Annotated in this window: 29 protein-coding genes and 2 pseudogenes; 8 read left to right on the plus strand and 23 right to left on the minus strand. The window is 42.5% G+C overall.

The features are described 5' to 3' along the window. Positions 1–3: 3 nt before the first annotated feature. The 13 genes from rlmD to pcrA form a co-directional block, all read right to left on the minus strand. Positions 4–1,332 (minus strand): 23S rRNA (uracil(1939)-C(5))-methyltransferase RlmD, encoded by a 1,329-nt coding sequence (rlmD, locus tag cpu_RS12400; RefSeq protein ID WP_075860298.1) that lies wholly within the window; start codon positions 1,330–1,332, stop codon positions 4–6. 22 nt (positions 1,333–1,354) lie between these two features. Further along, positions 1,355–1,651, minus strand: a complete 297-nt coding sequence (locus cpu_RS12405) for a nucleotidyltransferase family protein (RefSeq protein WP_011344033.1) — start codon at positions 1,649–1,651, stop codon at positions 1,355–1,357. Further along, positions 1,648–2,046, minus strand: coding sequence for a nucleotidyltransferase substrate binding protein (locus cpu_RS12410; RefSeq protein WP_075860299.1), 399 nt, complete (start codon positions 2,044–2,046; stop codon positions 1,648–1,650). The genes cpu_RS12405 and cpu_RS12410 overlap by 4 nt, the downstream gene beginning before the upstream one ends. Before the next feature lie 112 nt (positions 2,047–2,158). After that, positions 2,159–2,851, minus strand: a complete 693-nt coding sequence (locus cpu_RS12415) for a CPBP family intramembrane glutamic endopeptidase (RefSeq protein WP_075860300.1) — start codon at positions 2,849–2,851, stop codon at positions 2,159–2,161. Between the two features lie 79 nt (positions 2,852–2,930). Beyond that, positions 2,931–3,929, minus strand: a complete 999-nt coding sequence (locus cpu_RS12420) for an isocitrate/isopropylmalate dehydrogenase family protein (RefSeq protein ID WP_075860301.1) — start codon at positions 3,927–3,929, stop codon at positions 2,931–2,933. Between the two features lie 11 nt (positions 3,930–3,940). Further along, a complete protein-coding gene (locus cpu_RS12425) occupies positions 3,941–4,438 on the minus strand; it encodes a 3-isopropylmalate dehydratase small subunit (RefSeq protein ID WP_075860302.1) in 498 nt (165 codons plus the stop codon). A gap of 17 nt (positions 4,439–4,455) precedes the next feature. Next, positions 4,456–5,709 (minus strand): 3-isopropylmalate dehydratase large subunit, encoded by a 1,254-nt coding sequence (locus cpu_RS12430; RefSeq protein WP_075860303.1) that lies wholly within the window; start codon positions 5,707–5,709, stop codon positions 4,456–4,458. Further along, positions 5,710–6,852: a homocitrate synthase gene (gene nifV, locus cpu_RS12435; RefSeq protein ID WP_075860304.1), complete on the minus strand. Its 1,143-nt coding sequence runs from the start codon at positions 6,850–6,852 to the stop codon at positions 5,710–5,712. Between the two features lie 185 nt (positions 6,853–7,037). Continuing rightward, positions 7,038–8,483, minus strand: a complete 1,446-nt coding sequence (gene gatB / locus cpu_RS12440; RefSeq protein WP_075860305.1) for an Asp-tRNA(Asn)/Glu-tRNA(Gln) amidotransferase subunit GatB — start codon at positions 8,481–8,483, stop codon at positions 7,038–7,040. A 10-nt stretch (positions 8,484–8,493) separates the two neighbouring features. Then, positions 8,494–9,951, minus strand: coding sequence for an Asp-tRNA(Asn)/Glu-tRNA(Gln) amidotransferase subunit GatA (gatA, locus tag cpu_RS12445; RefSeq protein WP_075860369.1), 1,458 nt, complete (start codon positions 9,949–9,951; stop codon positions 8,494–8,496). Between the two features lie 14 nt (positions 9,952–9,965). Beyond that, entirely contained in the window at positions 9,966–10,250 is a 285-nt protein-coding gene (gene gatC, locus cpu_RS12450; protein WP_075860306.1) for an Asp-tRNA(Asn)/Glu-tRNA(Gln) amidotransferase subunit GatC, read from the minus strand. A gap of 79 nt (positions 10,251–10,329) precedes the next feature. Next, positions 10,330–12,324: an NAD-dependent DNA ligase LigA gene (ligA, locus tag cpu_RS12455; protein ID WP_075860307.1), complete on the minus strand. Its 1,995-nt coding sequence runs from the start codon at positions 12,322–12,324 to the stop codon at positions 10,330–10,332. Between the two features lie 12 nt (positions 12,325–12,336). Further along, positions 12,337–14,493 carry a DNA helicase PcrA gene (gene pcrA / locus cpu_RS12460; RefSeq protein WP_075860308.1) on the minus strand — a complete coding sequence of 719 codons (2,157 nt, stop codon included), beginning with the start codon at positions 14,491–14,493 and terminating at the stop codon, positions 12,337–12,339. Positions 14,494–14,657: 164 nt separating this feature from the next. Here pcrA and cpu_RS12465 point away from each other — a divergent pair, with 164 nt between their 5' ends. The 8 genes from cpu_RS12465 (at position 14,658) to cpu_RS12495 (ending at position 18,982) form a co-directional block, all read left to right on the plus strand. Continuing rightward, a complete protein-coding gene (locus cpu_RS12465; protein ID WP_075860309.1) occupies positions 14,658–14,987 on the plus strand; it encodes an ArsR/SmtB family transcription factor in 330 nt (109 codons plus the stop codon). Further along, positions 14,980–15,933: a permease gene (locus tag cpu_RS12470; RefSeq protein WP_075860310.1), complete on the plus strand. Its 954-nt coding sequence runs from the start codon at positions 14,980–14,982 to the stop codon at positions 15,931–15,933. The genes cpu_RS12465 and cpu_RS12470 overlap by 8 nt, the downstream gene beginning before the upstream one ends. 27 nt (positions 15,934–15,960) lie before the next feature. Further along, the gene (locus cpu_RS12475) at positions 15,961–16,206 is read left to right on the plus strand and encodes a thioredoxin family protein (RefSeq protein WP_075860311.1); all 246 of its coding nucleotides are present in this window, start codon (positions 15,961–15,963) and stop codon (positions 16,204–16,206) included. Positions 16,207–16,442: 236 nt separating this feature from the next. Then, positions 16,443–17,096 (plus strand): hypothetical protein, encoded by a 654-nt coding sequence (locus tag cpu_RS12480; protein ID WP_075860312.1) that lies wholly within the window; start codon positions 16,443–16,445, stop codon positions 17,094–17,096. Continuing rightward, complete coding sequence (locus cpu_RS12485) at positions 17,080–17,406, plus strand: hypothetical protein (protein WP_075860313.1); 327 nt, start codon at positions 17,080–17,082, stop codon at positions 17,404–17,406. Before cpu_RS12480 ends, cpu_RS12485 begins: the two co-directional genes overlap by 17 nt. Before the next feature lie 18 nt (positions 17,407–17,424). Next, complete coding sequence (locus cpu_RS12490) at positions 17,425–18,111, plus strand: hypothetical protein (RefSeq protein WP_075860314.1); 687 nt, start codon at positions 17,425–17,427, stop codon at positions 18,109–18,111. Positions 18,112–18,173: 62 nt separating this feature from the next. After that, positions 18,174–18,329: a hypothetical protein gene (locus cpu_RS13715; protein WP_159434017.1), complete on the plus strand. Its 156-nt coding sequence runs from the start codon at positions 18,174–18,176 to the stop codon at positions 18,327–18,329. Beyond that, the gene (locus tag cpu_RS12495) at positions 18,326–18,982 is read left to right on the plus strand and encodes a hypothetical protein (RefSeq protein ID WP_075860315.1); all 657 of its coding nucleotides are present in this window, start codon (positions 18,326–18,328) and stop codon (positions 18,980–18,982) included. Before cpu_RS13715 ends, cpu_RS12495 begins: the two co-directional genes overlap by 4 nt. A gap of 100 nt (positions 18,983–19,082) precedes the next feature. Here cpu_RS12495 and cpu_RS12500 read toward each other — a convergent pair whose 3' ends face one another. From cpu_RS12500 to hisH, 10 genes and pseudogenes are all read right to left on the minus strand, one after another. Beyond that, positions 19,083–19,313 carry a hypothetical protein gene (locus cpu_RS12500; RefSeq protein ID WP_075860316.1) on the minus strand — a complete coding sequence of 77 codons (231 nt, stop codon included), beginning with the start codon at positions 19,311–19,313 and terminating at the stop codon, positions 19,083–19,085. 56 nt (positions 19,314–19,369) lie between these two features. Next, positions 19,370–20,556 (minus strand): annotated as a pseudogene (locus cpu_RS14395) (cytochrome c biogenesis protein CcdA). Positions 20,557–20,643: 87 nt separating this feature from the next. Then, entirely contained in the window at positions 20,644–21,258 is a 615-nt protein-coding gene (locus cpu_RS12520; RefSeq protein WP_075860370.1) for a glycerol-3-phosphate acyltransferase, read from the minus strand. 33 nt (positions 21,259–21,291) lie between these two features. Continuing rightward, positions 21,292–21,501 (minus strand): hypothetical protein, encoded by a 210-nt coding sequence (locus cpu_RS12525; protein WP_075860320.1) that lies wholly within the window; start codon positions 21,499–21,501, stop codon positions 21,292–21,294. Positions 21,502–21,607: 106 nt separating this feature from the next. After that, positions 21,608–22,183: pseudogene (locus tag cpu_RS13410) on the minus strand (arsenic resistance protein). Further along, positions 22,180–22,557 (minus strand): ArsR/SmtB family transcription factor, encoded by a 378-nt coding sequence (locus tag cpu_RS12540; RefSeq protein ID WP_075860323.1) that lies wholly within the window; start codon positions 22,555–22,557, stop codon positions 22,180–22,182. Before cpu_RS12540 ends, cpu_RS13410 begins: the two are co-directional and overlap by 4 nt. Positions 22,558–22,717: 160 nt before the next feature. Further along, entirely contained in the window at positions 22,718–23,329 is a 612-nt protein-coding gene (gene hisIE / locus cpu_RS12545) for a bifunctional phosphoribosyl-AMP cyclohydrolase/phosphoribosyl-ATP diphosphatase HisIE (RefSeq protein WP_075860324.1), read from the minus strand. Further along, a complete protein-coding gene (hisF, locus tag cpu_RS12550) occupies positions 23,319–24,098 on the minus strand; it encodes an imidazole glycerol phosphate synthase subunit HisF (RefSeq protein ID WP_075860325.1) in 780 nt (259 codons plus the stop codon). Before hisF ends, hisIE begins: the two co-directional genes overlap by 11 nt. Continuing rightward, positions 24,098–24,829 (minus strand): 1-(5-phosphoribosyl)-5-[(5-phosphoribosylamino)methylideneamino]imidazole-4-carboxamide isomerase, encoded by a 732-nt coding sequence (gene hisA / locus cpu_RS12555; RefSeq protein ID WP_075860326.1) that lies wholly within the window; start codon positions 24,827–24,829, stop codon positions 24,098–24,100. The genes hisF and hisA overlap by 1 nt, the downstream gene beginning before the upstream one ends. Beyond that, positions 24,826–25,425: an imidazole glycerol phosphate synthase subunit HisH gene (gene hisH / locus cpu_RS12560; RefSeq protein ID WP_075860327.1), complete on the minus strand. Its 600-nt coding sequence runs from the start codon at positions 25,423–25,425 to the stop codon at positions 24,826–24,828. The genes hisA and hisH overlap by 4 nt, the downstream gene beginning before the upstream one ends. Between the last annotated feature and the right edge of the window lies 1 nt (position 25,426).

A 25,426-nucleotide genomic window follows, 5' to 3' on the forward strand; every position in this document is an offset into this window, starting at 1 on the left:
AATTTATCCGATTTTGATTAATAACGCAACACTCTCCACATGCATTGTCTGAGAAAACATATCCACCGGGGTTATTTCCTCGGGATAATAACCCGCTTCCGCCAAAATCTTTAAGTCCCGGGCCTGGGTTGCAGGATTACACGATACATAAACAATCCGCTCCGGGCCATGCTTTATTATCTCCTCTAAAACCTCTTTTTTTACTCCCTCCCGGGGAGGATCCAGGACAATTTTATTAAAACGATAACCTTTTCTTAATAGCCAGGGAAGTTTTTCTTCCACTTTTCCAGTAAAAAATTTTATATTGTTTATACCGTTATTTTTAGCATTGATACCGGCTACTGTTACTGCCTCCTTTACCTCTTCTACTCCCACAGCAGTCGCGGCAATTTTAGCTGCCGGTAGAGTTAATGAACCTACTCCGGAATAACCATCTAAAACCACATCGGTTTTAACTAAATTAAGATAATTTAAAGCAATACCATAAATCTTTTCGGCCTGGGGCGGATTAATTTGAAAAAAAGAAAGCGGCGTTAAGTGATATTTAATCCCGAGAAGTTCTTCGGTAAGAAAATCATCCCCAAAATTAATTGTTGGTCCAGGCCCAAAAACTTCCCGGGTTTTTTTGGGGTTTTCATGAAAGGTTAGGGACTGAATTTGGGGATTTAGAAAAATTTTTTCGGCAATTTCCTTTACCTTAAAATTTAACTTTGCAGCAGTTACCACTGCCTGAATTTTCCCAGTGGTGAAAGATCTACGAACTACCAAATGCCGTAAGACACCATCATCGCTAAAGTAAGCCTTAAGCTTATAGGAACTCAACATTTCAGTAATATAATGGGCCACCTCAATTAAGTTTTTATCCGCTATTAAGCAATCGGTTAGAGGAAACCATTTATTTTTTCGGTCAAAATAGCCAATGGCCAGTTTATTCTGGTTAATTCCAAAAGTAAAATGCACTTTTTGCCGGTAGCGATAAAAAGAAAAATTTGGTAAGACTGGTTTAACAGGAGCATCTATCCGGCCAATTTTTTTCATAATATTATAAACTTTTATTTTTTTAAGTATTAACTGCTGCTCGTAATCAAGGTTTTGTAAACTGCAACCTCCGCAGTAACCAAAATGGGAACACCCGGGAACATCCCGGTAAGGAGAACTATTTAAAATTTCCAGAGCCTCTCCTAGAATAACGCCTCTTTTTTCGCCGGTAACTTTTACTTTGACCACATCACCAACGGTGACATCCCCCGAAACAAAGTAAACCCGCTTTTCTTTTTTCCCAACACCCAGTCCTTCTTCGGTAAGGTCAATTATTTCTAAAATTTCTTCCATAAATCCTCCTGAATTAAACTTTCTATTCTCTCCGGTAAATCTCTATACCCTGCTCCTCAATCCTTTGCCGAAACTTTTCATCTAACGGGCTATTCATATCTATAACATCAATCTTGTAAATACCCGCTGCCTCATCTAAGTCTGACCATAACCCCGATGGCATCCTGCCCTCGCAGTAAACCGCAAGGTCTATATCAGAATTATACTTATAATCCCCCCGGGCGCGGGATCCAAAAATAACCGCTCTAATTACATTTTCCCTTTTTTGCAACTCTTTGATTAAAGCGTTTAAAATATGTTCAGGTAAACCGAAATTCATTTAAGCACCTCCGCCATCTTCTTAGCAAATGCTGCAAAAGCGTCATAATACTTTTTTTTAACTTTATCATAGATTTCTTTGGCCATTTGCTCGTCATATGTGTGCACAGTAAGATTTCGAGCATCGATCATATCAATCCAGACATCCCCATTAAAAATAAGTCCATAGGCAAAAGCTTCTTTAAAGGCTGCTCGCGGCGAGTTTACAGTTGCATACCCCTCATACTCAAGATAGGCCTTCATCAGTTTCCAGGCCAGTTCATAGGTAAACTCAAAACGCTGAATTACGCCATCATAAACTAAAGGATTTGTTAAATCTTCTTCCAACGCTTCTTTTAGTCTTAAAACAGCCTTCTTATATTCATTAAATTTCTCCATTAACCGTTCGCTATTCACTATTTAACCTCCCTTATATTTTTCCTCCCTTATTATATTAGCAAAAGAAAATAAATCCAAAAATATTCCATTTTTTCCTGGATTAATAAAATACTTTATCTTTCATAAATACTTAATAAAAAAACATTTTCCCCATTACAAACCAGGTCATGATTCCATTCCAGGTGGCATGCGCCACAAAGGGGCTTAATAACGTACCGGTCTTTTCGTAAAGATACGCCAGTATTGCTCCCCCTATCGAGAGCGGTAAAAACCGGTAAGGATCAAAATGCATCGCTCCAAAAAGTAAGGAAGATACTGCTATCCCTCCAACCACACCCATGTATTTTTTTAATATAGGATAGCTAAAACCGCGAAAGAAAAGCTCTTCGGCAAAAGGGCCGAGAAAAACTCCCAAAAAGACCAGCAGGTTTTTCTCCGTGGGAGTTTTAGCCAGGGTTAAGAGTTTTTCAAAGGTCTGCGGAGGAGGATTAACCTTTAAAATTTTAAAACTAAAAGCTCCCACCACCACCACGGCAATTAAAATTAAAAAACCTCCAAACACTCCCCATTTAAAGGCTTTACCCCAATTTTTTACCGTAAGCCCCAGATCAGATAGGTGACCTCGGTTTTTTTCCACCACCCACAACACCAAAGCCAATAGCAGTATATCCTGAAAAAAAGTCAAAAAGATAACCCTAGCCCCAAAACTTTTAAGACCGGGAAGAGGAAGAGATCCCAACAGTAAATTCATCCCATTTACCAAAACTAAAGTTAATATTAATATTAAAACCACATGTTTTAACTTCCAGCGAATTTCCAGCATCAAATCCCTCCTGTTTTTCATCTCTATTTTAGCATTTCCCGCAGGTGTAAAAAATAAAAACCTCCAAAACTGGAGGCTTTTATAAATGTTTTATAATATAATCGGCCATTTCGGAGGTTTTCGCAGTCCCGCCTAAATCATAGGTAACCATGTCCTTATTGGGAAGAACCTTGGTTAAAGCCCGCTCGATTTTGGCAGCTGCATCCACTTCTCCCAGGTGTTTTAGCATCATCACCCCAGATAAAATCTCCGCCAGGGGATTTACCCGGTTTTGGCCGGCATGCTTAGGGGCACTTCCGTGCACCGGCTCAAAAACGGCATATTCGTCACCGATATTGGCTCCCGGTGCCACCCCAAGTCCCCCCACCAAACCCGCGCAGAGGTCAGACAAAATATCACCGTAAAGATTGGGCATCACCATTACATCAAATTTTTCCGGCGACTGCACCAGCTTCATGGCCATCGCATCCACAATCATATCCTCAAACTCAATATCGGGATACTCTGCCGCCACTTCCCTGGCAACTGCTAGAAATAATCCATCGGTATACTTCATGATATTAGCTTTATGAACGGCGGTAACTTTTCTCCGTCCTTCCCGCCGGGCCAGTTCAAAGGCAAACCGGACAATTCTCTTTGATGCCTTTCGGGTGATAATTTTAATACTTTCCGCTGCATCTTCCCCTACCATGTGTTCAACTCCAGCGTATAAATCCTCGGTATTTTCCCGAACAGTGATTAAATCAATATTTTCGTACCGGGTAACAACTCCCGGCAGGGATTTTGCCGGCCGAACATTAGCGTATAAATCTAAAGCTTTTCTTAAAGCAACATTCACGCTGCGAAATCCCGTGCCGATGGGTGTAGTCATCGGTCCCTTTAAAGCAACTTTATTTTTCTTGATGGACTCTAAAACATAATCCGGCAGGGGAGTTCCGTACTCGGCCATGACCTTTTCCCCCGCTTCTACCACTTCCCAGTCTATTTGAGCGCCGCTAGCATCGATTACCCGCCGGGTAGCTTCTACAATTTCCGGTCCTATACCATCACCAGGAATTAAAGTAACTTTATGCGCCATTATAAACCTCCTTAAAAATTAAAGGTACCATATTTTTTGAAATGCTCAATTAAACCACCATCCCTTAAAATCTTTATCATTACATCGGGAAGAGGTTTTATCGGAATATCCTCACCGGTGGTAAGGTTTTTGATTGTCCCTTTAGAGAGATCTACTTCTAATTCATCACCGGCATTTATTTTATCGGTATCGCATTCAATAACCGGAAGACCGGTATTAATGGCATTGCGGTAAAAGATCCGGGCAAAGGATTTAGCGATTACCGCACCTATTTTAGCATATTTAATAGCCAGCGGTGCTTGTTCCCGGGAAGAACCGCAACCAAAGTTACTGCCGGCAACGATAAAATCTCCGGAAGTAACTTTACTGTAAAAATCCGGATCTAAGTCTTCCATGACGTGCTTAGCCAGCTCATTCATATCTAAAGTTTTAAACTTATATTTACCGGAAATTATATAATCGGTATTTACATCATTGCCAAATTTATGGCATTTACCCCTTAAAATCATTTTTTACTCCACCATCCTTAAAAGTAAGGTCTTGGATCGGCAATTTCTCCGGCAATAGCCGATGCGGCCACCGTGGCCGGTGAGGCTAAATAAATAAAGGCATTGCTGTTGCCCATCCGGCCTTTGAAATTCCGGTTGGCAGTTGAAATAACATTTTCCCCGTCGGAAGGTATACCGTTATGAGTGCCAACGCACGGACCACAGCCAGGAGTTACCACGGCAGCCCCTGCCTCCACAAAGATTTTTATAAATCCTTCTTCCATTGCTTTTAAGAAAATTTTCCTTGATGCTGGAGCTACTATCAGACGGGTTTTAGGATGAATCTTCCGTCCTTCTAAGATTTTGGCTGCAATCCGTAAATCCTCAAGCCGTCCGTTTGTACAGGTTCCCAGTACCGCCTGGTGAATCGGAGTACCGGCCACCTCGGTAACTTTGGCAGTGTTATCAACGGTATGCGGTTTGGCCACCATTGGTTCCAACTCCGATACGTCATATTCTAAAACTTTAGCATAAACCGCATCCGGATCGGCAAAGACCGGTGTAAAATCCCTACCGCCATGTTCTTTAACAAAAGCAAAGGTTTTTTCATCAGCCTCCATTAAGCCGGCCTTTGCTCCCATTTCTATTGCCATGTTGGAAATGGTAAATCTTCCATCCATAGACAGGTTGGATATAGCTTCCCCGGTATATTCCGCAGCCATGTAGGTTGCCCCATCCGCAGTAACATCCCCAATTAAGTACAAAATCAAGTCCTTGGCAAACACCCCTTTTGGAAGCTTGCCCTTTAACACAAACTTTATGGTTTCAGGAACTTTAAACCAGAGCTTACCCGAGATAATCGCCGCTGCCAGGTCGGTGGATCCAACCCCGGTGGCAAAAGCATTTAAAGCACCATAAGTACAGGTGTGGGAATCGGCTCCAACCACCAGTGAACCCGGTCCTACTTTTCCACTCTCGGGTACCACTTGATGGCAAACGCCGTCACCAATGTCGTGAAAATCAATCCCGTATTCATCCCGAAACTCCCGCATAAGCTTATGCAGGCGTGATACTCCTTCATTAGGGCTTGGGGCGCTGTGGTCTATGACAAAAACCACTTTTTCCGGGTCAAAAACCTTTGTTCCTCCCATTTCCCGAAACGATTTTATCGCCAATGGCGCAGTCCCATCCTGCCCCATAACATAGTCCACATCGGCCACGACAATTTGGCCGGCATACGCATCTCCACCACTCTTTTGGGAGAGAATTTTTTCAATGATTGTCTTCCCCAATTACATTCCCCTCTTTCCAAAATGTTCTTCATAAATTAAAACTAATTCTTTATCAAAGAGCGACCGCTTTAATTCCACCGCATGCGCCCGAACATGGGGCAGAAGCTCTACTGCCTGCTCATCGGTTAACTGAATGCCATACTCAGCAAATTTGGCCTTTAAAGCAGCAGAACCGGAGTGCTTGCCAATAACAATTTGCCGTTCTAAACCCACTTCCTCCGGATGGAAAGCCTCATAAGTTTTGGGGTTCTTCAAAGCCCCATCGGCATGAATTCCCGATTCATGGGCAAACATGTTTGAACCCACAATAGCTTTCCAGGCAGGAAGTTCCCGACCAGAAGCCATAGAAACGTAAAGGGCCGCTTCACGGAAAAGTTCGGTCTTAAAGCCAAGGTCAATCCCATAAATATGTTTTAAGGCCATGACCACTTCTTCTAAAGCAGCGTTACCGGCCCGCTCTCCAAGGCCAATCACCGTAACGCCTACAAACTTAGCTCCGGCTTTAACCCCGGCTAAAGCATTAGCAGTGGCCATGCCAAAATCGTTATGGGTATGCATTTCAATTTCAAGCCCTACCCTCTCTCTTAGCTCTTTTACCCGCTCAAAAGTAGTAAAAGGGTCCAAAATACCCACAGTATCGCAATATCTTAACCGGTCAGCACCGGCCTCTTTGGCCGCTAAACCAAACTGTACCAAAAACTCCATATCGGAGCGGCTGGCATCTTCAGCATTCACTGAAACATATAACCCTTCTTTTTTGGCAAACTCGCAGGCTTTAACCATATTTTCAATAACCCATTCCCGGGAGGCCCGAAGTTTATGTTCTATGTGGATATCTGAAGTAGAAATGGATATAGCTACCGCATCTACACCACAACGCAACGATTCTTCAATATCTTTGATCACTGGACGGTTCCAGCCCATGATGCTGGCTTTTAAGCCAAGCTTACAAATGGCGGTTATTGCTTCTTTTTCATCCCCACCCATGGTCGGAATTCCCGCTTCAATTTGGTCCACTCCCATTTCATCTAGAAACTTAGCAATTCTAATTTTTTCTTTGTTAGCAAAAACTACTCCTGCCGTTTGTTCTCCGTCTCTTAGCGTCGTATCGACAATATAAATGGGTTTATCATTTAATTTCACGTTTCTCAAACCTCCCACCTGTGGCTTAATCTATTTTTTAATGATAACACACCCCCTAAATTGTTAAAAGATTTTCAAAGTTTTTATACTGTATACTTAAGCAGTGGTAAATGGTAGGTGGTTTGTGGTCAATAGAAAATCAAAAAAAAAAGCCGCTGCCGGTAAGACAGCGGTTGAGTATTATATTAAAGTTTTGCTAATTTGTCCCGCAAAAGCTGGTTTACGGCATCGGGGTTGGCCCGCCCCCGGGTTTCTTTCATGATTTGACCTACTAAAAACCCAATTGCTTTTTCTTTTCCGTTTTTGTAATCTTCTACGGCTTTAGGGTTAGAAGCAATTACCTTTGCAACAACCGTTTCCAATTCACCCAAATCGGTAATCTGGACAAGTCCTTTTTCTTTAACGATAACCTCCGGGTCTTTACCGGATGAAAACATCTCTTCAAACACAGTCTTGGCAATCTTGCCGGAAATGGTGCCTTTATCTAAAAGTTCTAACATCCTGGTAATTTGTCCCGGTTTAATGGGACACTCGGTAATTTCTTTTCCTGCGGCATTTAGTAAGCGTAAAAGCTCATTTATGACCCAGTTAGCTACTGCTTTTGGATTACTGTAACCCTTCGCCGCTTCTTCGTAGTAATCCGCCAGCTCCCGGGTTAAGGTGAGGACATGAGCATCGTAAGGAGTTAAGCCATATTGTTCCACAAACCGTTTTTTACGAGCATCCGGAAGCTCCGGCAATGTTGCCCGTATTTCTTCCAGCCACTCCCGGTCAATGACTACCGGCGCCAGGTCCGGCTCGGGGAAGTAACGGTAATCGTGGGCTTCTTCTTTACTGCGCATGGAAAGGGTTACCTGCCTTCCCTCATCCCACATCCGGGTTTCCTGGATGATTCGCCCGCCTTCTTCTAAAACCTCAATTTGCCTGGAAATCTCGTATTCCAAAGCTTTTTGCAGGGCCTTAAACGAGTTCATATTTTTTATTTCCGTTTTTGTCCCAAACTCCTTTTGCCCTTTGGGCCGAACCGAAACGTTCGCATCACATCTTAAGCTTCCTTCTTCCATCCGGCAGTCGGAAATTCCGGTATATTGAATAATTGCTTTAAGTTTTTCTAAATAAAGTCTTGCTTCTTCCGGAGTACGAATATCCGGCTCCGAAACTATTTCAATAAGCGGAACCCCGGTACGATTGTAGTCGACTAAAGAGTAAGGTGTAACCGCAAGGTTTCCCTGATGGACTAATTTTCCCGCATCTTCTTCCATGTGAATCCTGGTAATACCAATTCTTTTAACCTGCCCATCCACTTCAATTTCCAGATAACCGTTTTTTGCTAACGGCAAATCATACTGGGATATCTGATAATTCTTGGGTAAATCGGGGTAGTAGTAATTTTTCCGGTCAAACTTGCAGTATTCGGCCACTTCGCAGTTTAACGCCAGCGCTGCTTTAATCGCGTAATCCACCACTTTTTTATTTAGAACCGGTAAAACCCCGGGAAGTCCCAGACATACCGGACAAACATGGGAGTTTGGCTCTCCGCCAAACTCGGTAGAACAATTGCAAAAGATTTTCGTATTGGTTTTTAATTCCACATGAACTTCTAAACCAATAACCGCTTCGTAGTCCCGCATATCGCACCTCCTAAAGCTTGGGCCGAGCCTTATGAAATTCGGTGTTTTGCTCAAAGGCATGGGCAACCTTTAGTAATGTACCTTCATCAAAAGGCTTACCAATTAACTGGAACGATACCGGCAGATGACCGTCAAAACCAGCCGGAACCGAAATCCCGGGAAGACCGGCTAAGTTTACGGCCATGGTGAAGATGTCCGAAAGATACATCGAAACCGGGTCGGACGTTTTTTCACCAAACTTAAACGCCGGGGTTGGAGTGGTTGGGGTTAAAAGGAGATCTACTTTGGTAAAAGCCCGGTCAAAATCTTCTTTAATTAATGTTCGTACCTTCAACGCTTTTAAGTAATAAGCATCGTAATAACCGGCACTTAAAGCATAGGTACCAAGCATGATCCGTCTTTTTACCTCAGCCCCAAAGCCTTCCGCCCGGGTCCGGGAGAACATTTCCACCACATCTTCGGCTTCAAAATCCCGGTAGCCGTAACGGACTCCGTCATACCGGGCCAGATTGGAGGAAGCTTCCGCCGGAGCGATGAGATAATAAACCGGTAAAGAATACTTGGTATGCGGTAAAGATACTTCCTCAAATACCGCCCCTAAGCTTTCATAAAGTTTAATTGCCTCATCAATCGCCTTTTTCACTCCAGCATCAATACCGTCAATAAAATATTCCTTCGGCAGCCCAATTTTTAGGCCCTTAATGTCCTGGTTTAAAAAGCTTAAATAGTTGGGGTAATCAACGTTAGCTGAAGTAGAATCTTTAGGGTCATGTCCAGTTATTACGTTTAATAAGAGAGCAGCATCTTCCACCGTCCGGGCAAAAGGTCCGATTTGGTCTAAGGAGCTGGCAAAAGCCACCAGGCCATACCGGCTTACCGCCCCGTATGTAGGTTTCAAGCCCACTATTCCGCAAAAAGCTGCCGGCTGGCGAATGGAACCCCCGGTATCGGAGCCCAAAGACACTACCGCTTCCCCGGCGGCAACACTGGCGGCCGACCCTCCGGAAGAACCCCCGGGCACCCGTTCTAAATCCCAGGGATTTTTCGTCGGGAAAAAGCGGGAATTTTCGGTAGAGGAACCCATAGCAAACTCGTCTAAATTAGTTTTACCGGTAAATACCGCTCCGGCAGCTTTTAATTTTTCCACCACAGTAGCGTCATACGGAGGTATGTAGCTTTCCAGGATTTTCGATGAACAGGTAGTTCTAATCCCGGCAGTAGACATGTTATCTTTGATGGCCACCGGTACCCCCGCCAGCGGTCCCGGGTCTTCCCCTCGAGTAATTTTTTCATCGACTTCCCGGGCCATTTTTAATCCCAATTCCCGGGTTACCGTCACATAAGCCTGAATTTTTGGTTCTACCGCTTCTATGCGGTCAAAAGTAGCTTTTGCCACCTCTACTGCCGATATCTCTTTAGCCTTTATTTTCTCGGTTATTTCTTTTGCACTTAAGTAATATAGTTCCAAAACCATACCCTCCTTTAAATAATTTTCGGCACCTTAAAGAAGTTTTCTTCCCGTTCCGGTGCATTTAAAAGGGCTTTTTCAGGATCCATATGTTGATGAACCGTATCATCCCTAAAGACGTTTTTAATTGGTAGCACGTGGGCGGTAGGTTTCACGTTTTCGGTGTCAAGCTCCTGTAATTGCTCGGCATATTTTAAAATATCGTTTAGCTGTTTTGTGTACATTTCTTTTTCTTCCTCGCTTAACTCTAAACGAGCAAGCATTGCCACATGTTCCACATCCTTAATAGAAATTGTCATAAACGTTCCTCCTTTAAAAAATATCCTTTTGCCATTATACAAAAATCTAACAAACATTGGCAAGAAAATAGTGAAAATCTTAACTCATCACCATTTTTCGAAATTCTTCTTCGGATAAAATTGGAATCCCCAGCTCTTTTGCCTTTGCCAATTTACTACCCGGATCTTCGCCAACCACTACATAACTGGTTTTTTTCGAAACGGAAGAACTTACTTTTCCGCCAAGACTTTGAATTAATTCCTCGGCTTCTTTCCTGGTAAAAGATGATAGTGTTCCGGTTAAGACAAAGGTCAACCCTTCTAAGCGGTTATCTCGCACCTCGGATAAGTACCTGGTATTTACTCCTGCTGCTTTTAACTTTTCGATAAGTTCTAAATTTTCCTTTTGGACAAAAAACGCCTTAATTGAAGCCGCCATTTTGGGTCCCACAGAAGGAATCACCATAATCTCCTCTTCCGCGGCAGCAATTAACTTGTCAAGCTCCTTAAAATGAACAGCCAAATCCCGCGCTGCTTTTTCCCCTACAAGCCTGATTCCAAGGCCGTAAATAAGCCGTTCCAAACTATTTTGCTTACTTTTTTCTATAGCATTAATTAGGTTTTCGGCCGATTTTTTCCCCATCCGCGGAAGCCTGGCAACCTCTTCGGCAGATAAATAGTAAAGGTCAGCATAATTCTGAATTAAGCCAGCTTCCAGTAAAAGCTCGGCCACCGCCGGTCCCAGACCTTCTATATTCATAGCTCCTCTTGACGCAAAATGTACGATACCTTCTTTTAACTGGGCAGGACACGAAGCATTGGTACACCGCCAGGCCGACTCGCCGGGAAGCCTTACCGCTTTCCCCTGGCAGACCGGACAGGTAGCAGGCATCACAAACTCTTTTTCCGCACCGGTCCGCTTTTCTTTTACCACTTCCACTACTTCCGGTATAATTTCCCCGGCTTTTTGCACCCTGATGATATCGCCAATCCGGATATCCTTTTCCCGGATGTAATCCTCATTATGAAGCGATGCTCGCGTCACGGTAGTGCCGGCAAGGCTTACCGGTTCAAATATAGCCGTTGGGGTTAAAACTCCGGTCCGGCCAACCCGGACGATAATATCTTTTAACCGGGTCTCGGCAATTTCCGCTGGAAACTTATAAGCAATCGCCCACCGGGGAGACTTTGCGGTAAACCCCAAAGCTACCTGCTGGGCAAGACTATTTACTTTAATTACCAAGCCATCAATAACATAGGGCAGGGAAAACCTCTTCTCGTGCCAGCTCTGGCAATAATTTATCACATCTTCAATATTATTGAATACTTCCCGGTAAGGATTTACTTTAAAACCAAGTTCCAAAAGCCAATCCATTAATTCCGCCTGGGTTTTGGGCTCATATCCCTGAACTTCCCCAATAGCATACATAAAAGCACTTAGGTCCCGTTCGGCAGTAATTTTGGGGTCAAGCTGCCGTAAGGACCCGGCCGCTGCATTCCGGGGATTGGCAAATAAAGGCTCACCCCGCTCTTCCCGTTGCTCATTTAAACGGGCAAAAGATTCCTTGGGCATGTACGCCTCTCCCCGAACTTCTAAAAGGGGTACGGAGTTCCGTAATTTTAAGGGTATAGCTTTAATGGTTTTAACGTTAGCGGTAATATCTTCCCCCGTAGTACCGTTACCCCGGGTTGCTCCTCGCACCAAAACTCCGTTTTCGTACACCAGAGATATGGCCAGGCCATCGATTTTTAACTCTATCTCATACTCTACTTCCTGTCCGGGTAAAAGGGAACGCACCCTCCGGTCAAATTCCTTTAAATCCTCCGGTCCAAAAGCGTTATCAAGACTGTACATTGGTTTTAAATGGGCCACTTCCCGAAATTCTTTGGCCACTTCCCCGCCTACCCGCTGGGATGGAGAATCGGGAGTGATAAACTCGGGATGCTGCTGCTCCAAAGAAATTAACTCCCGGAGCATCCGGTCATATTCGGCATCGCTTATTTCCGGCTGGTCCAAAACATAATACCGGTAGTTGTGGTAATGAAGAAGAGCCCTAAGTTCTTCGATACGCTTTCTGACAGCTTCCTTATCCATCCATCCACCTCCTTAGACTTTTACCATAGGAGCAAAACTTCCCAGAAGTTCTTTTACCTGGCCATCGGCAAACCGCACCTTTAAAATTACATCCCCGTCTTGGGGCTTAACTTCTAACACCGTTCCCACTCCAAACTTTTTATGGCTTACCCTATCTCCCGGAGAAAAAGCCCCATTTTGCTTTTCTCTCCCCGGAGAAAGAGTTTTGGCAGCTTCATTAACTCCGGAAACCGTTTCTAATAAACTTTCAATTAACTCTTCGGGTATTTCCTCTAAAAAGCGCGAAGGTTCGTTAAAATCGGTACGGCCGTAAACCATCCGCCTTTTTGCCCGGGTCAGATATAGTTTATTTTGGGCCCGGGTAATCCCCACATAACAAAGCCTTCTTTCTTCTTCCAATTCTTGCGGATCAATACTGAAAATGGCCCGGCTGTGAGGAAATATCCCTTCCTCTAAACCCACCAAAAAAACCACCGGAAACTCCAGACCCTTGGCGGCATGTAACGTCATCATCCTTACCCGGTTATCGCCGCCCTCTTCGGTATCCGCATCGGTTAACAGGGATATGGTACCTAAAAACGCTTCTAAAGACTTATCTTCGCTCTCTCTTTCAAAAGCCTGGGTAACCGTCAAAAATTCCTTGAGGTTTTCAATGCGATTCCTTGCTTCCATCGTATCTTCTGCTTCTAAAGCTTCTTGATAACCGGAACGCTTTAAAATTTCTTCGGTTAGTTGCGTCACGCTTATCCTGTCCTTTAACTCCCGAAACCAGTGGAGCATTTCGCCAAATTCCAAAAGGGCCTTTTTGGTTTTCCCGGAAACTAAAGCCAAAGCCTCATCCCTTAGTAACAATAACCCTATAGGAAGCCCCGTTTTTTCCGCATACGCTTCAATTTTGGCAAAGCTTGCTTCCCCAATACCCCTTTTGGGCTCATTAATAATTCTTTTTAAAGAAACTTTATCGTAAGGATTAGCCACTACCCTTAAATAAGCAATAATGTCCTTTATCTCTTTCCGATCATAAAAGCGATTTCCGCCAAAAATTACATAAGGTATACCCCGCTGAATAAAGGCTTCTTCAAAGTTCCGGGATAACGCATGGGTTCGGTACAAGAGTGCAATGTCTTTAAAAGTATATTCCCCGCTTTTTACCAAATCCTCGATAGTTAAGGACACAAAGGCTGCTTCATCTTTTTCATCTACCGCCGGATAAAAGTAAACGGGATGGCCCGGTTCTTTAGCGGCAAATAGTTCTTTTTCCTTGCGCAGCCGGTTATTGGCAATAACCGCATTAGCCGCATCGAGGATTTTCTGGGTAGAGCGGTAATTTTCTTTTAAGATTACTACTTTCGCCTCGGGGTAATCCCGTTCAAAATTTAAGATGTTAGTAATATCTGCCCCCCGCCAGGAATAAATGCTCTGGTCGGGATCTCCCACCACACAGAGATTGCGGTGTTTTTGGGCTAAAAGATTTACCAGCCGGTACTGAGCGTGGCTGGTATCCTGGTACTCATCCACTAAGATGTATTTAAACCGCCGCTGGTAGTATTCAAGAACGTGAGGATAATTTTCAAAAAGCCTTACCGCATAATAAAGTAAGTCATCAAAGTCAAGGGCATTATTTTTAGAAAGCTTTTCCTGGTACATATTATAAATTATCGCCACTTTTTCTTTAAATAAGTCATCGGCATCGTCTCTATACTGACGGGGGGAAATAAGCTTGTCCTTGGCGGAAGATATATGGTAAGCAATAGCCTTGGGAGCAAACCGCTTATCGTCAATATTTAGCTCTTTTATGCACTCCTTTATCACCTGGATTTGGTCGTCATCGTCGTAAACGGTAAAATCGCGGCTAAAACCAAGCTTTTCAATCTCATTCCGTAATATCCTTAAAGCAAAGGAATGAAAAGTAGAAATCAAAATTTCCCGGGCACTTCTTCCTATTAACTTTTCTACCCGTTCTTTCATCTCGCGGGCTGCTTTATTGGTAAAAGTTATGGCTAAAATTTCATGGGGGTAGGCCATTTTCCGATAAAGCAAGTGAGCAATACGGAAGGTTAAAACTCTGGTTTTCCCTGTTCCCGCTCCGGCCAAAACCAGCAGTGGCCCATGGGCATGGGTAACCGCTTCTCTTTGAGCTGGGTTTAAAGTCGCTAACAGTTTCTCCATCGATATCCTCCATCTACTTTTAATTTTCCCCATCCCATTATACCATTCAACCCCATCCTCAGATAATCCTTTTGTAAAAAACTACAAGTTTGTACTTGATTTCGCATGTTTTTTAGTGTATTATTATATTATAAAATTCTAATATAGTGAACAGGAGGTTAAATATGGACTTTTTGCTGGCGGAACTTGCCGAAATTTTTAAAGCTCTGGCCCATCCTACCCGCCTAAAGGTTATTTATTACCTAAAAGACCGCGAGCGCTGCGTCTGCGAATTTATCGAAGAATTTTCCTTAGAGCAGTCCAATATTTCCCAGCACTTAGCGGTTTTAAAGCGAGCGGGAATCGTTAGCTCCCGCCGGGTAGGATTAAATGTTCATTATCGCCTGACCAACCCCAAATTTGTCGAACTTGTGGATTTATTAAAAGACATTGTTATTGAAGAAACCAAAAAAGAAAGCGAATACCTCTTAAAGGGAGAGGATAATAATGCTTAACAGTTTTGCCGACCTTGTAACTTATAAACTTTTGGGCCTCTTAAAAGGAAGTCCCTTAGGGGAAGCAGTTCACTTTTTTATTTACGATACCATAAAGATTTTCCTTTTACTTACCGTAATTATCTTTGTCGTTTCCTATCTACGCTCGTATATCACCCCGGAAAAGACCCGGAAGGTTTTAAGCGGCAGATTTGGATTTTTGGGTAATATCCTCGCAGCCTTATTTGGAATTGTTACGCCCTTTTGCTCCTGTTCCGCCGTTCCCCTGTTTATCGGCTTTGTCGAAGCCGGAGTACCGTTAGGAGTTACTTTCTCTTATCTCGTTTCCGCCCCAATGGTCAACGAAGTAGCTTTGGTCATGCTTTTAGGGATGTTTGGGGTTAAAGTGGCATTAATTTACGTTGCTTCCGGCTTAGTAATTGCCATAATTTCAGGTATAATCATCGGCAAACTTAAGCTTGAGCACTGGGTGGAAGACTACGTTTACCAGATTAAAATGGGAGAACAAGCTGCTACATCCCATGGGATGACTTTTGCCCAAAGAGTAGAATTCGCAAAGTTTGCTACCAAAGACATTCTTAAAAAAGTTTGGCCTTATGTTGTAGTTGCCATCACCATAGGCGGCTTTATGCACGGCTATGTCCCCACCGACTTTTTTATCAAATACGCCGGCAAAGGTCAATTTTGGGCCGTACCCTTTGCGGTACTCTTGGGTATTCCCCTTTACTCTAACGCCGCCGGTGTCATCCCCATTGTTAAAGTCCTATTTGAAAAAGGAGTGGCTTTGGGCACCGTTTTAGCCTTCATGATGTCGGTAACGGCCTTAAGCCTTCCGGAAATGATTATTTTAAGAAAAGTTTTAAAGCCTAAGCTTTTAGCAACTTTTGTGAGCATAGTTGGTTTTGGGATTTTATTAACCGGTTATTTATTTAATGCTATTTTTTAAAATAAATTTCTCAAAGGAGGTTTTATGATGGAAATTAAAATCTTGGGAATGGGCTGTGTTAACTGCGAAAAGCTGGAAAGAATGGTTTTTAACGCTTTAGCCGAACTAAACATCGACGCCTGCGTTCAAAAAGTTCAAGATATTCCGGAAATAATGAAGTACGGGGTAATGTCCACACCGGGCCTGGTCATTAACGAAAAAGTCGTTTTATCCGGAAGAGTCCCCTCCAAAGCAGAACTGGAAAAAATCCTTTTAGAGCATGTCAACCGGTAAAAGCCGCATTTTTTGCGGCTTTACTTTTTTCAACATCTTCTTTTTAACCCTGTTACCCTCGCCCGGGAGTCTACCCACCTGTGCCTTATCCCTGTTATGCACATAACGCTTGATAGGGTTTTAACGACAAAATATGACAAATTATACCCATTGACAGAATTTTTTTATTTTTTTACAATAAAGCTCAAAAACAAGAAAATGTGATTTAGTTTTTTGAAATACAGGGAGGTTAAAAAATGCGACTCTACTTTCCTGTCAAAATGTTGGAAATCCTGGAAATTTCGTGGAACAACGAAATAAACGAAGTAACTATTACCCCACCTGATGGATGCCTGGATCTAACTCCTTTTAACTTGCCTCTAAAAGCACCTTTTACCATCAGTAAATCAGGAAACCAGCTTTTCACTACTACTAAAGAAGACCTGCTCAAGTTGGAACGCAATGTTGAAATTGTAAAATGCAACCTGTGCCTTGACGTCCAGGCAGATAAAGAAAGCCTTTACCCTGTCGCACCGACTAATATTTTTTACCAGGACGACTATCAAATAGTCTTTTTTGCTGAATTGGCAGGTGTATACCGTCCGCTACCTGTGTTTCTATCCTGGTGGTATGAAGAAAAGCCTTGGTTTTTTTCGGTAGGACAAGTCCCGCCCCTGCCTCAGGAGTACGAAGGAAAAACGTTTGTTCGGAGTTATGCTTATGGGTTGTTTATTAATCCGGAAATGCCCAAAGGGACCTGGAAAGTGCGGTTTGACTTTCCTACGGGCAGAAACCTGTGTTGCCTTGAGGCCAGATTGTTGGCAAGAAACCGACCACGTTACGGGGAAAGCGGGGTCCTCTTTCGCCCAAAACAGGAAGGAGGTAAAATATTAGATGAGCTGGTTGAATAATGTGGAGTACAACGCAAAGCGTTTAGGGTATGCTACTTTGCAAGGGGTTAAAGATGTTGTCAACAGTAACTTAAATCCGATGACCTGGACCCCAAAAGAAGCCGCAAAGAATATAGCACTTGAAGGAGTTGGTAGATATTCAAATGCTGTGGGTACTCTGATTAAAGAGGGAGCAGTAGTTAGTAAAGCAGCCAAACTACTTAGTTATGCCTCGCCTGCTCTTACAGTCTATAATTTAGTCTCAAATACAATCACATTTGGAAAAGGTTTTTACAATGGTTGGCAAGCATATGGCGTAAACCACAGGTAACCAAAGGAGTGAAAGACTGTGGCGAAAGAGAAGGCCTCGTTTTCCTCATATTTTCTTTTCGGATTTCTCATTTCGACTGTTTTTGGTTTTATTATTGGTAATTACATCTCTGATTTACCAAATATTCAAGGTCGTTTTAATTTGTGGTGGAAGGATTCAATTGTAATTATCATATTAACCTCTTTTTATGTTCAAGAATATCTTATTTCAGCTGAAAACCTTCCCATACAAAATCTCACAAGTCCACCAAAGTCGCGTTTTGAATTTTTAAAGCAAATTGCCATCATAAAACACACGTTTTTAACCATTATACTCATATTTCCTGCTTTAGCAATCTCAATTCTTATTATTAAAATCCCAATAATTATTGTTCTCAGTTATCTTCCAGGAATGGTTATGGCAACACTGGCAGCAGGTACCTGGGGCACAGCAATCAATTTAAACTCTGAACTCATAAAAACTGCTTGGAAGCGTAATTTTATTTACCCAGCAATTCTTTTACCATTTATATTTATTTTTGCAATTTTGACTGTCATAATCAATCCCAAAGTGAGTAACTTTATCCTTAACACAACAATTGGTAACTCAATAGTTCTCTTTTTATTTTCAATAATTTCTTTTATTGTAATTCTTGAAGACTCCTACCGGTCGATAAGACAATACTGGACAAGTAGAGAAAGTCATAATGGCGAGGATATTGACTAACCATACCAAAGTTAACTTGCTCCCTAAGTTTATTTATAAAATTAAAATAAGGAGATGAGTAAATGCGTAAAATAACTTCCTTTATTTTAATTTTAGCTCTTTTAGGCATTGCAACCTTCTTATTAGATGCCTATACCTTTAAAACGGGGTTCATTCGAGGCTGGCAAACCTATATAGTGAAAGCCAAAAATATAAATAGAAGGTGGATAAAATTATGAGAAAAAAAGTTTCACTTTTCTACCCTTTTCTTGGTTTTCTTATTTTTACCGTTGGTAGCATCTTAATTGCTCCCATAATATTCGGCATACTTAATCCTGAGGCTCGTCTTAATTGGTGGTGGAAGTTTTCCCTTTTAGGTTTCTTTCTAGCCCTTCTTTATAGCGCTAAATTTCTTATACCGGTTGAAAAGCTCCCCATTAATAACCTTACTAAACCGCCCCAGTCACGCCTTGAATTTTTAAAGCAAATTGCCGTCGGAAAGCAAATACTTTTAGTTAGCGTCTTAATACTTCCAGCTTTAGTAATATTAACTTTGTTTAGCAACATCCCATTGATTCAGACTATCATTTGTTTTCCAGGAATGATTATCGTGGCTCTTACGGTATGCACCTGGAACACGGCAGTAAATTTAAGCCCAACACTCCGCCAAAGGGGCTGGAAATTTATTTTAAAAGCTATTTTAATTTTATCGTTATTTTTAGTCCTCTATATTTTTACGGAAATGGCCATTCCAGGTCCTCTTTGGGGCACAGTAGTTGAAAAATTAATTTTTCTTATTTTATTTTCAGCCATACTTTTCTTATTGACCGTTAAAGAATCTTACCGTGGAGTTAGATTAGACTGGGCTGGAGAAAATCATAGCAGCAGCTGAAAATAGACTATACCTTTACGTTGTTCGGGACTTTCACGTGAGTCTCACCCATGACGGATGCACAAAAAAGCCGGGCTTATGCGCCCGGCTTTTTACTTATCTACATCCCCGCTTTTACCTCACTTAAATCGGTAACCAATACTTTTGCCAAAAAGGTTAAAACCAATAACCCAATTCCATAAACTAAAAACAATTTTTCAAAATTGGCTGCACTAATAATCTTGGCTCCAATGGAGGTTCCGACACCACCGCTGCCCATGAAGAAAAAGGCTACCAAAGACATGGCCGCTCCGCGAGCCATTTTGGCAAAGCCGGTAGCATTTTTCGCCATACATCCGCCAAAATAGGAAAAAAGATTTAATTATAAACAAAAGTGGCTTTTGCCCCTTAGAACACCTGCCCAAACAAAAGATACAGTCCATATAAAATCAGTATCCCGCCAAAAATATAATTAATTATTTCCCCGTACCGCCCCAAGGAAGTAATCTTGCCCAAAAAGGCCGAAAAAGTACCGGCTAAGATTAAGGGTAGACCGTGGCCAAAGCTGTAGGAAAACAGGAGCGCCCCGCCAAATAAAGGCGATGCTTTAGCCAGCGCATAAGTTACAATAACAATTAAAACCGGCGTGGCACAGGGGCTGGCGGATAAGCCAAAAAATAAGCCCATTAGGTACGAAGAAAAAAGTCCCGTACCTTTTACCGGCATCCTTTTTAAGCCAGGAAGACTTATTGTATAAAGGCCCATAACCGCAAGCCCCATTAAAATTGCGACTATACCTAAGATAAAATTAAAAGCAAATAACCGGCTTTTAATAAAAGTTCCTAAAACCCCAATTCCTACTCCTAAAAGGGTAAGGGTAGTTGCCAGACCTAAAACAAAAAATAACGAGTAGATAAACCCTTTTCCGGGCGATCGTCCCGCATAACCACCGGTATAACCTATAATCAAAGGAATCATCCCCAAAATACACGGAGTAAAACTGGTAGCAATTCCGCCAAGAAAAACAATCACTAAAGCTAAAAGCTTGGAATTCCCCAGAAGTGCCGGCAGACGATCGGCAAGCCTTTGCGCAAACGATTTTTTGCTTGCTTCTCCCGTTAGTTCAGGGTTTTTTTTTCCGTTAAAGCCACTTTATCCATCTGGGCTTTTAATTCTTCTTTGGTAAGACCACCGACAAACATCGGCATTTGATTCCCCTGAGCATCAACCCAGGGAACAATATTCCCCTTTTGATCAACTACAATAAATGTTGGGACATACTGGATACCAAATTTTGCCGCTAACTGTTGGCCATCGGAACGGCTGACTTCCGCAACAATTACCTTCATTCTACCCTCATATTCTTTCTTTAATTCCTGCACCACCGGTGCCATCTGGGCGCAGGTAGGTCAAGTTGCGCCAGCAAATTCTAACAAAAAAGGCTCATGATTTTTTAAAGCTTCATTGTACTGGTCCACTACATTGCCGCCGTTGGCTGGGGAACTTAATTCACGGTTAGTGGCGTAGTATACCCCCAGGGCTAAAACGGCAACGATAATTACCGCAATAATGGCAAAAGTTCCTTTTTTACCCATCTTCACCCCGCCCTGTTTTTTATCTTTATTTTTAATTATACCATAAAATTATTTTACCATGACTATTATTTTTAAAAAGCTAAATTTTTATGACTTAACTCTGACTTTTCCGAGTAAAATTGCAAAGTCTCGTTTTCGTTTGTAAAATAACAAAAGAAAATTCAGACACCAGAGGTAAAAAAGGTTACCGGCAAAAATTCCCGTAAGAAAAAATGCTCCCAAAAAGGCAAAACCGAGGATATCAAGCACTGCATCCCGTTCTGGAAGGGACGGGCTACCCCAATAAAAAATTCGTTCTAAACCTTTTAAAAACCCCAAGGTCACCGCGTAAGCAAAGGAAGCTTTAAAAGACGTAACCGCACTCCACACTCCAAAAGTGGCCGCTAACGCTTTTCCTCCTTTAAACTTTAAAAAAGGAGAAAATGCATGACCTAAAACCGGTGCTATTGCCACAACAGCAAGTGTTACCTCGCTATCAAGATACCCCCTATTAAAGAAATAAACAAGGGGGAAGTACCCCTTGAAAAAATCCAAAAAAGCACCCCAAAAACCAACTTTATATCCTGCTGCACACCAAAGATTAAATGCTCCCGGATTGCCATCCCGCACTTCTTCTAACTTTTTGCCCGCCATGACCCCCAACCAGTAAGAAAACATTAACGAACCACACAAAAACTCAATAATTGCTAACAAAATAACCATCTTTTCCGGCGCCTTCTTTCCCATCCCCGGTATTTACGTCTCATTAGCATTAAAATAGCTATAAACCGTCGTTAAATTAACATCTTTGCCAGCTAAAATTATTTTACCATTATGGAGAACCACCGGTAAACTTAATTTGCGCTCCTTTAAAGCCGATAAAACCTCAGGATAATTTGCAATTTCCGGAGTAAAAATGTTTACGTACTTAAAGCTAAATTTTCCGGGAAACTCATCTTCTAGCATTTCCTTTATTGCACAAAAGATAAGGTCCTCCCCCGGACATTCCCCACCTCAACCGCAAGACTTTAAATAATTAATTACAGTAACCAGGTTATTCATAGCCCCCCTCCTAATACTGCTGGCTTTCGCCCATAGAAATGTCAAGGACAACCCCCTTGGTATCGTAACCAAGCCACCCGGGTACTACTTTAATAAAGAAGTAAGCATAAGTGGAATAGAAAAAGACTTGAAAGAGCGAGTTTAACGCCACCAACGCCGCTGCATATTCGGAATCCCCTTTTGCTAAAGCATTCCAGAGGATAACCATAGCTATACAGCGGGCAAGACCAATTAAAACTAAGCCCATAAAATATTCGGGATAATTGTGAAGGAAAACATAAGCTTAAACAAACATTAAAACCGGCCCGATAATCCAGTTCTGCAGGATGGAAAATAAGAAAATTTTACTGCCACCCCGGAAAATTTTATTAACCTCTTCATACCGTACTTTAGCTAAAGGCGGATACATCATCCAGATAAGGCCAATAGCAATCGGTATGGAAGTGGTACCAATGCTCAAGCGGTCTAAAAGCCCAGCAATCCCGGGAAAGAAATAACCATGGGCTACTCCCAAAACCATTGCCAGTAAAATCCAGACCGTTAAATACCGGTCTACAAACGATAATTTAGCAGAAGTTTGGCTCATAACTCCTCTCCTTCCTCACAGACTTCTTTTTTAAATCCTAAAAATTCGCATAAATCCGGTTGTTCTCTGAGGGGCGAAGGTTTTACCGGAGTCTCCAGTAATTTTCGAATCTTCCCCAAAAATCCTCCCAATTCCTTTTCCAAAAGTTGCACCGCCTCAGGAGTGGCATAATAAAAAATAATTTTCCCCTGTTTTTCGTTTTTAATAAGCCCGGCTTGCTTTAAAACTTTTAAATGGTGGGAAACGGCCGGCTGCGATAACCCCAAAAGAGAAATCGCCTCACATACCCCCATTTCCCGTCGCGTTAACTCTAAAAAAAGTCGTAGTCGATGGGTATCAGCCAAAGCTTTTAAAATGTTAACAAGGTCTTCCAATAAACTCCCCCCAAATTTATATTTAAATATTTAAATATATTTTGAAACTAGTTTAGCATAGGACAAATTTTCCTGTCAATAAAAAAGTGGTAGGTCGTAGGAGATAGGCGATCGGCAAAAATTTAAAAGCGCACCGGAGTGCGCCATCAAATTTAAATACTTATTTAAAACGTTTTTTTAGTTCCTCCGCAATATCGCCAAGAGCAATATCCCTTGCCGCCAGTAAAACCAATAAATGATAAACTAAATCGGAAGCTTCATAAATTAATTCCCCTTTATCTTCATTTTTAGCGGCAATCACCGTTTCCACCGCTTCTTCGCCCACTTTCTGGGCAACTTTATCAACTCCTTTTTTAAATAACTTTGCCGTATATGAACCCTCCGGTAGTTTTTCTTTCCGGTCAAGGATAATCTGCCAGAGTTTAGCTAAAACCGCATTTAAATCTTCTTTTTCCTCCTTTGCTTCCCAAAGGGTCCTAAAAAAACAGCTATAACTTCCGGTATGACACGCTACACCCTTTTGCTTTACTTTTATTAATAAACAGTCAGCGTCACAATCATACCGTATTTCCACAATTTCCTGGGTATTACCGGACGTCTCGCCTTTATGCCATAAAGCGTTGCGGGAGCGGCTGTAAAACCACGTCTCGCCGGTCTCCAGGGATTTTTTTAAGCTTTCTTCATTCATATACGCTACCATTAAAACTTCTTTGGTATTTATATCCTGTACCACCGCCGGAATCAAGCCTTTTTCGTCAAATTTAAGCTCCATTTCCTGTATCCCCCAATCTGACCGGTATCCCCCGCTCTTTTAAATACCTTTTTACTTCTTTAATGGTAAATTTACCAAAGTGAAACACCGAAGCGGCTAAAAGAGCCGAAGCGTGCCCCAAAGCCACCCCTTCGTAAAAATGGGAAAGCTCCCCTACTCCGCCTGAGGCAATTACCGGAATTTTCACCGCATCGGCAATAGCCCTGGTAAGTTCTAAGTCATACCCATCTTTAGTACCATCCCGGTCCATACTCGTCAGCAAAATCTCCCCGGCTCCAAGCTTTTCCACCTCTTTGGCCCAGGTCACAGCATCTAAACCGGTAGGAGTTCTCCCACCGTGGATATAAACTTCAAAACCCCCGTCACTTCTTCTTTTGGCATCAATAGCCACCACAATACACTGGCTGCCAAACTTTAGGGCCGCCTCACTAATAAGTCGGGGATTTTTCACCGCCGCCGAATTTATCGAAACTTTGTCCGCCCCCGACGCAAGGAGTGTCCGGATATCATCGATACTTCCGATGCCACCGCCTATCGTAAACGGAATGGTAAGGGTGGTGGCCGTCCGCCGGGCTACTTCCACCATAGTTTTTCGTCCTTCATGGGAAGCGGTAATATCCAAAAATACGACTTCATCGGCTCCTGCCCGGTCGTAAAAAGCGGCCAGCTCCACCGGATCTCCAGCGTCCACCAGGTTTAAAAAATTTACTCCTTTTACCACCCGCCCTTTATTTACATCAAGGCAAGGTATAATCCGTACCGTTAGCATTAAAACTCCCCTTCCAGTAGGCGTATGCCTTCCTTTAAATCAATCTTTCCTTCTAATATTGCTTTACCGGCAATAACCCCGTAGATTTTGTTTTCTCCAAGTTCGCGCCAGCGTTTTAAATCATTAAGGCCGGAAACCCCGCCTGAAGCAATAACTTTTAAACCTGTTTCCTCATAGAGCTTTAAAGTCTCGGTAAAATTGGGGCCGGTTAAGCTACCATCCCGGGCAATATCGGTATAAATTATGGTAGTAACACCCATCTCTTTAACCTTGTGGGCAAGCTCCACCGCCCGGTAATTAGAACTCTCCACCCAACCTTTAATAGCCACCATACCGTTTTTAGCATCTATCCCTACCGCCACTTTTTCAGAGCTTATCTTCAGCATTTCCTCTAAAAGCTCGGAATTAGTTACAGCCACCGTGCCAATAATTACCCGGGAGACCCCAAGGTCTATTAGTTCCTGAAAACTTTCGATACTTCTTATCCCGCCTCCGACTTCTACCGGAACGGATACTTTTTTTATTATTTGGGCGATAACTTCAAAGTTTTCGCTTTCTCCAAAAAAAGCCCGGTCTAAATCCACGATATGGATTAACTTTGCCCCTGCTTCCTGGTACTTTAACGCCAGTTCCACCGGGGAAAGAGAATATTCTTTTTTTCGCGCCAATTCTCCCTGGGTTAACCGCACCACTTTTTTCCCCATTAAATCAATTGCCGGTATTAAAATCATAGCATCTCCCTCAAATTCTTAAGTATTTGCCGCCCCACCGACCCGCTTTTTTCCGGGTGAAACTGAAAACCAAAAATTTTTCCCCGGTTTACTATTGCCGGAAATTTTTCCCCGTATTCAGCATAAGCTACGACGTACTTCGTATCAGTATTAGCATAGTAAGAGTGGACAAAGTAAACATAATAATCGTTTAAGTTTTTAAAGAGGCTGTTACTTGCATCCTGAGGCAAAAGATCATTCCACCCCATATGGGGTATTTTGGGAGCCTTTTGAAAACGGACCACTTCCCCGGGGATAAGGTCTAAGCCCTCATACTCGCCATCCTCATAGCTTTTAGTAAATAAAAGCTGCATGCCAAGACATATCCCTAAGATTGGCCGGCCTAACACTGCCCGTTCTTTTAATACCGAAAACAGCCCTTTTTCCCGAAGGTTTTTTACCGCATCGCGAAAGGCCCCCACCCCGGGTAGGATTACTATATCCTCCTCTAAAATTCTTTTGGGTTCCGAAGTAATGGCAGGATTATAACCTAAATCCGTAAGCGCTTTGGTTACGCTTAAAAGATTTCCCATTTCATAATCCACTACTACCGTCACT

It is taken from the genome of Carboxydothermus pertinax (genome assembly GCF_001950255.1).
Taxonomy (GTDB): domain Bacteria; phylum Bacillota; class Z-2901; order Carboxydothermales; family Carboxydothermaceae; genus Carboxydothermus; species Carboxydothermus pertinax.

Excerpts from the sequence above, each read along its gene's own strand:
- rlmD (WP_075860298.1), bottom strand. The coding sequence starts at position 1,332 with ATGGAAGAAATTTTAGAAATAATTGACCTTACCGAAGAAGGACTGGGT.
- cpu_RS12405 (WP_011344033.1), bottom strand. The coding sequence starts at position 1,651 with ATGAATTTCGGTTTACCTGAACATATTTTAAACGCTTTAATCAAAGAG.
- cpu_RS12415 (WP_075860300.1), bottom strand. The coding sequence starts at position 2,851 with ATGCTGGAAATTCGCTGGAAGTTAAAACATGTGGTTTTAATATTAATA.
- cpu_RS12420 (WP_075860301.1), bottom strand. The coding sequence starts at position 3,929 with ATGGCGCATAAAGTTACTTTAATTCCTGGTGATGGTATAGGACCGGAA.
- cpu_RS12425 (WP_075860302.1), bottom strand. The coding sequence starts at position 4,438 with ATGATTTTAAGGGGTAAATGCCATAAATTTGGCAATGATGTAAATACC.
- gatB (WP_075860305.1), bottom strand. The coding sequence starts at position 8,483 with ATGCGGGACTACGAAGCGGTTATTGGTTTAGAAGTTCATGTGGAATTA.
- gatC (WP_075860306.1), bottom strand. The coding sequence starts at position 10,250 with ATGACAATTTCTATTAAGGATGTGGAACATGTGGCAATGCTTGCTCGT.
- ligA (WP_075860307.1), bottom strand. The coding sequence starts at position 12,324 with ATGGATAAGGAAGCTGTCAGAAAGCGTATCGAAGAACTTAGGGCTCTT.
- pcrA (WP_075860308.1), bottom strand. The coding sequence starts at position 14,493 with ATGGAGAAACTGTTAGCGACTTTAAACCCAGCTCAAAGAGAAGCGGTT.
- cpu_RS12465 (WP_075860309.1), top strand. The coding sequence starts at position 14,658 with ATGGACTTTTTGCTGGCGGAACTTGCCGAAATTTTTAAAGCTCTGGCC.
- cpu_RS12470 (WP_075860310.1), top strand. The coding sequence starts at position 14,980 with ATGCTTAACAGTTTTGCCGACCTTGTAACTTATAAACTTTTGGGCCTC.
- cpu_RS12475 (WP_075860311.1), top strand. The coding sequence starts at position 15,961 with ATGGAAATTAAAATCTTGGGAATGGGCTGTGTTAACTGCGAAAAGCTG.
- cpu_RS12480 (WP_075860312.1), top strand. The coding sequence starts at position 16,443 with ATGCGACTCTACTTTCCTGTCAAAATGTTGGAAATCCTGGAAATTTCG.
- cpu_RS12485 (WP_075860313.1), top strand. The coding sequence starts at position 17,080 with ATGAGCTGGTTGAATAATGTGGAGTACAACGCAAAGCGTTTAGGGTAT.
- cpu_RS13715 (WP_159434017.1), top strand. The coding sequence starts at position 18,174 with ATGCGTAAAATAACTTCCTTTATTTTAATTTTAGCTCTTTTAGGCATT.
- cpu_RS12495 (WP_075860315.1), top strand. The coding sequence starts at position 18,326 with ATGAGAAAAAAAGTTTCACTTTTCTACCCTTTTCTTGGTTTTCTTATT.
- cpu_RS12500 (WP_075860316.1), bottom strand. The coding sequence starts at position 19,313 with ATGGCGAAAAATGCTACCGGCTTTGCCAAAATGGCTCGCGGAGCGGCC.
- cpu_RS12520 (WP_075860370.1), bottom strand. The coding sequence starts at position 21,258 with ATGGTTATTTTGTTAGCAATTATTGAGTTTTTGTGTGGTTCGTTAATG.
- cpu_RS12525 (WP_075860320.1), bottom strand. The coding sequence starts at position 21,501 with ATGCTAGAAGATGAGTTTCCCGGAAAATTTAGCTTTAAGTACGTAAAC.
- hisIE (WP_075860324.1), bottom strand. The coding sequence starts at position 23,329 with ATGGAGCTTAAATTTGACGAAAAAGGCTTGATTCCGGCGGTGGTACAG.
- hisF (WP_075860325.1), bottom strand. The coding sequence starts at position 24,098 with ATGCTAACGGTACGGATTATACCTTGCCTTGATGTAAATAAAGGGCGG.
- hisA (WP_075860326.1), bottom strand. The coding sequence starts at position 24,829 with ATGATTTTAATACCGGCAATTGATTTAATGGGGAAAAAAGTGGTGCGG.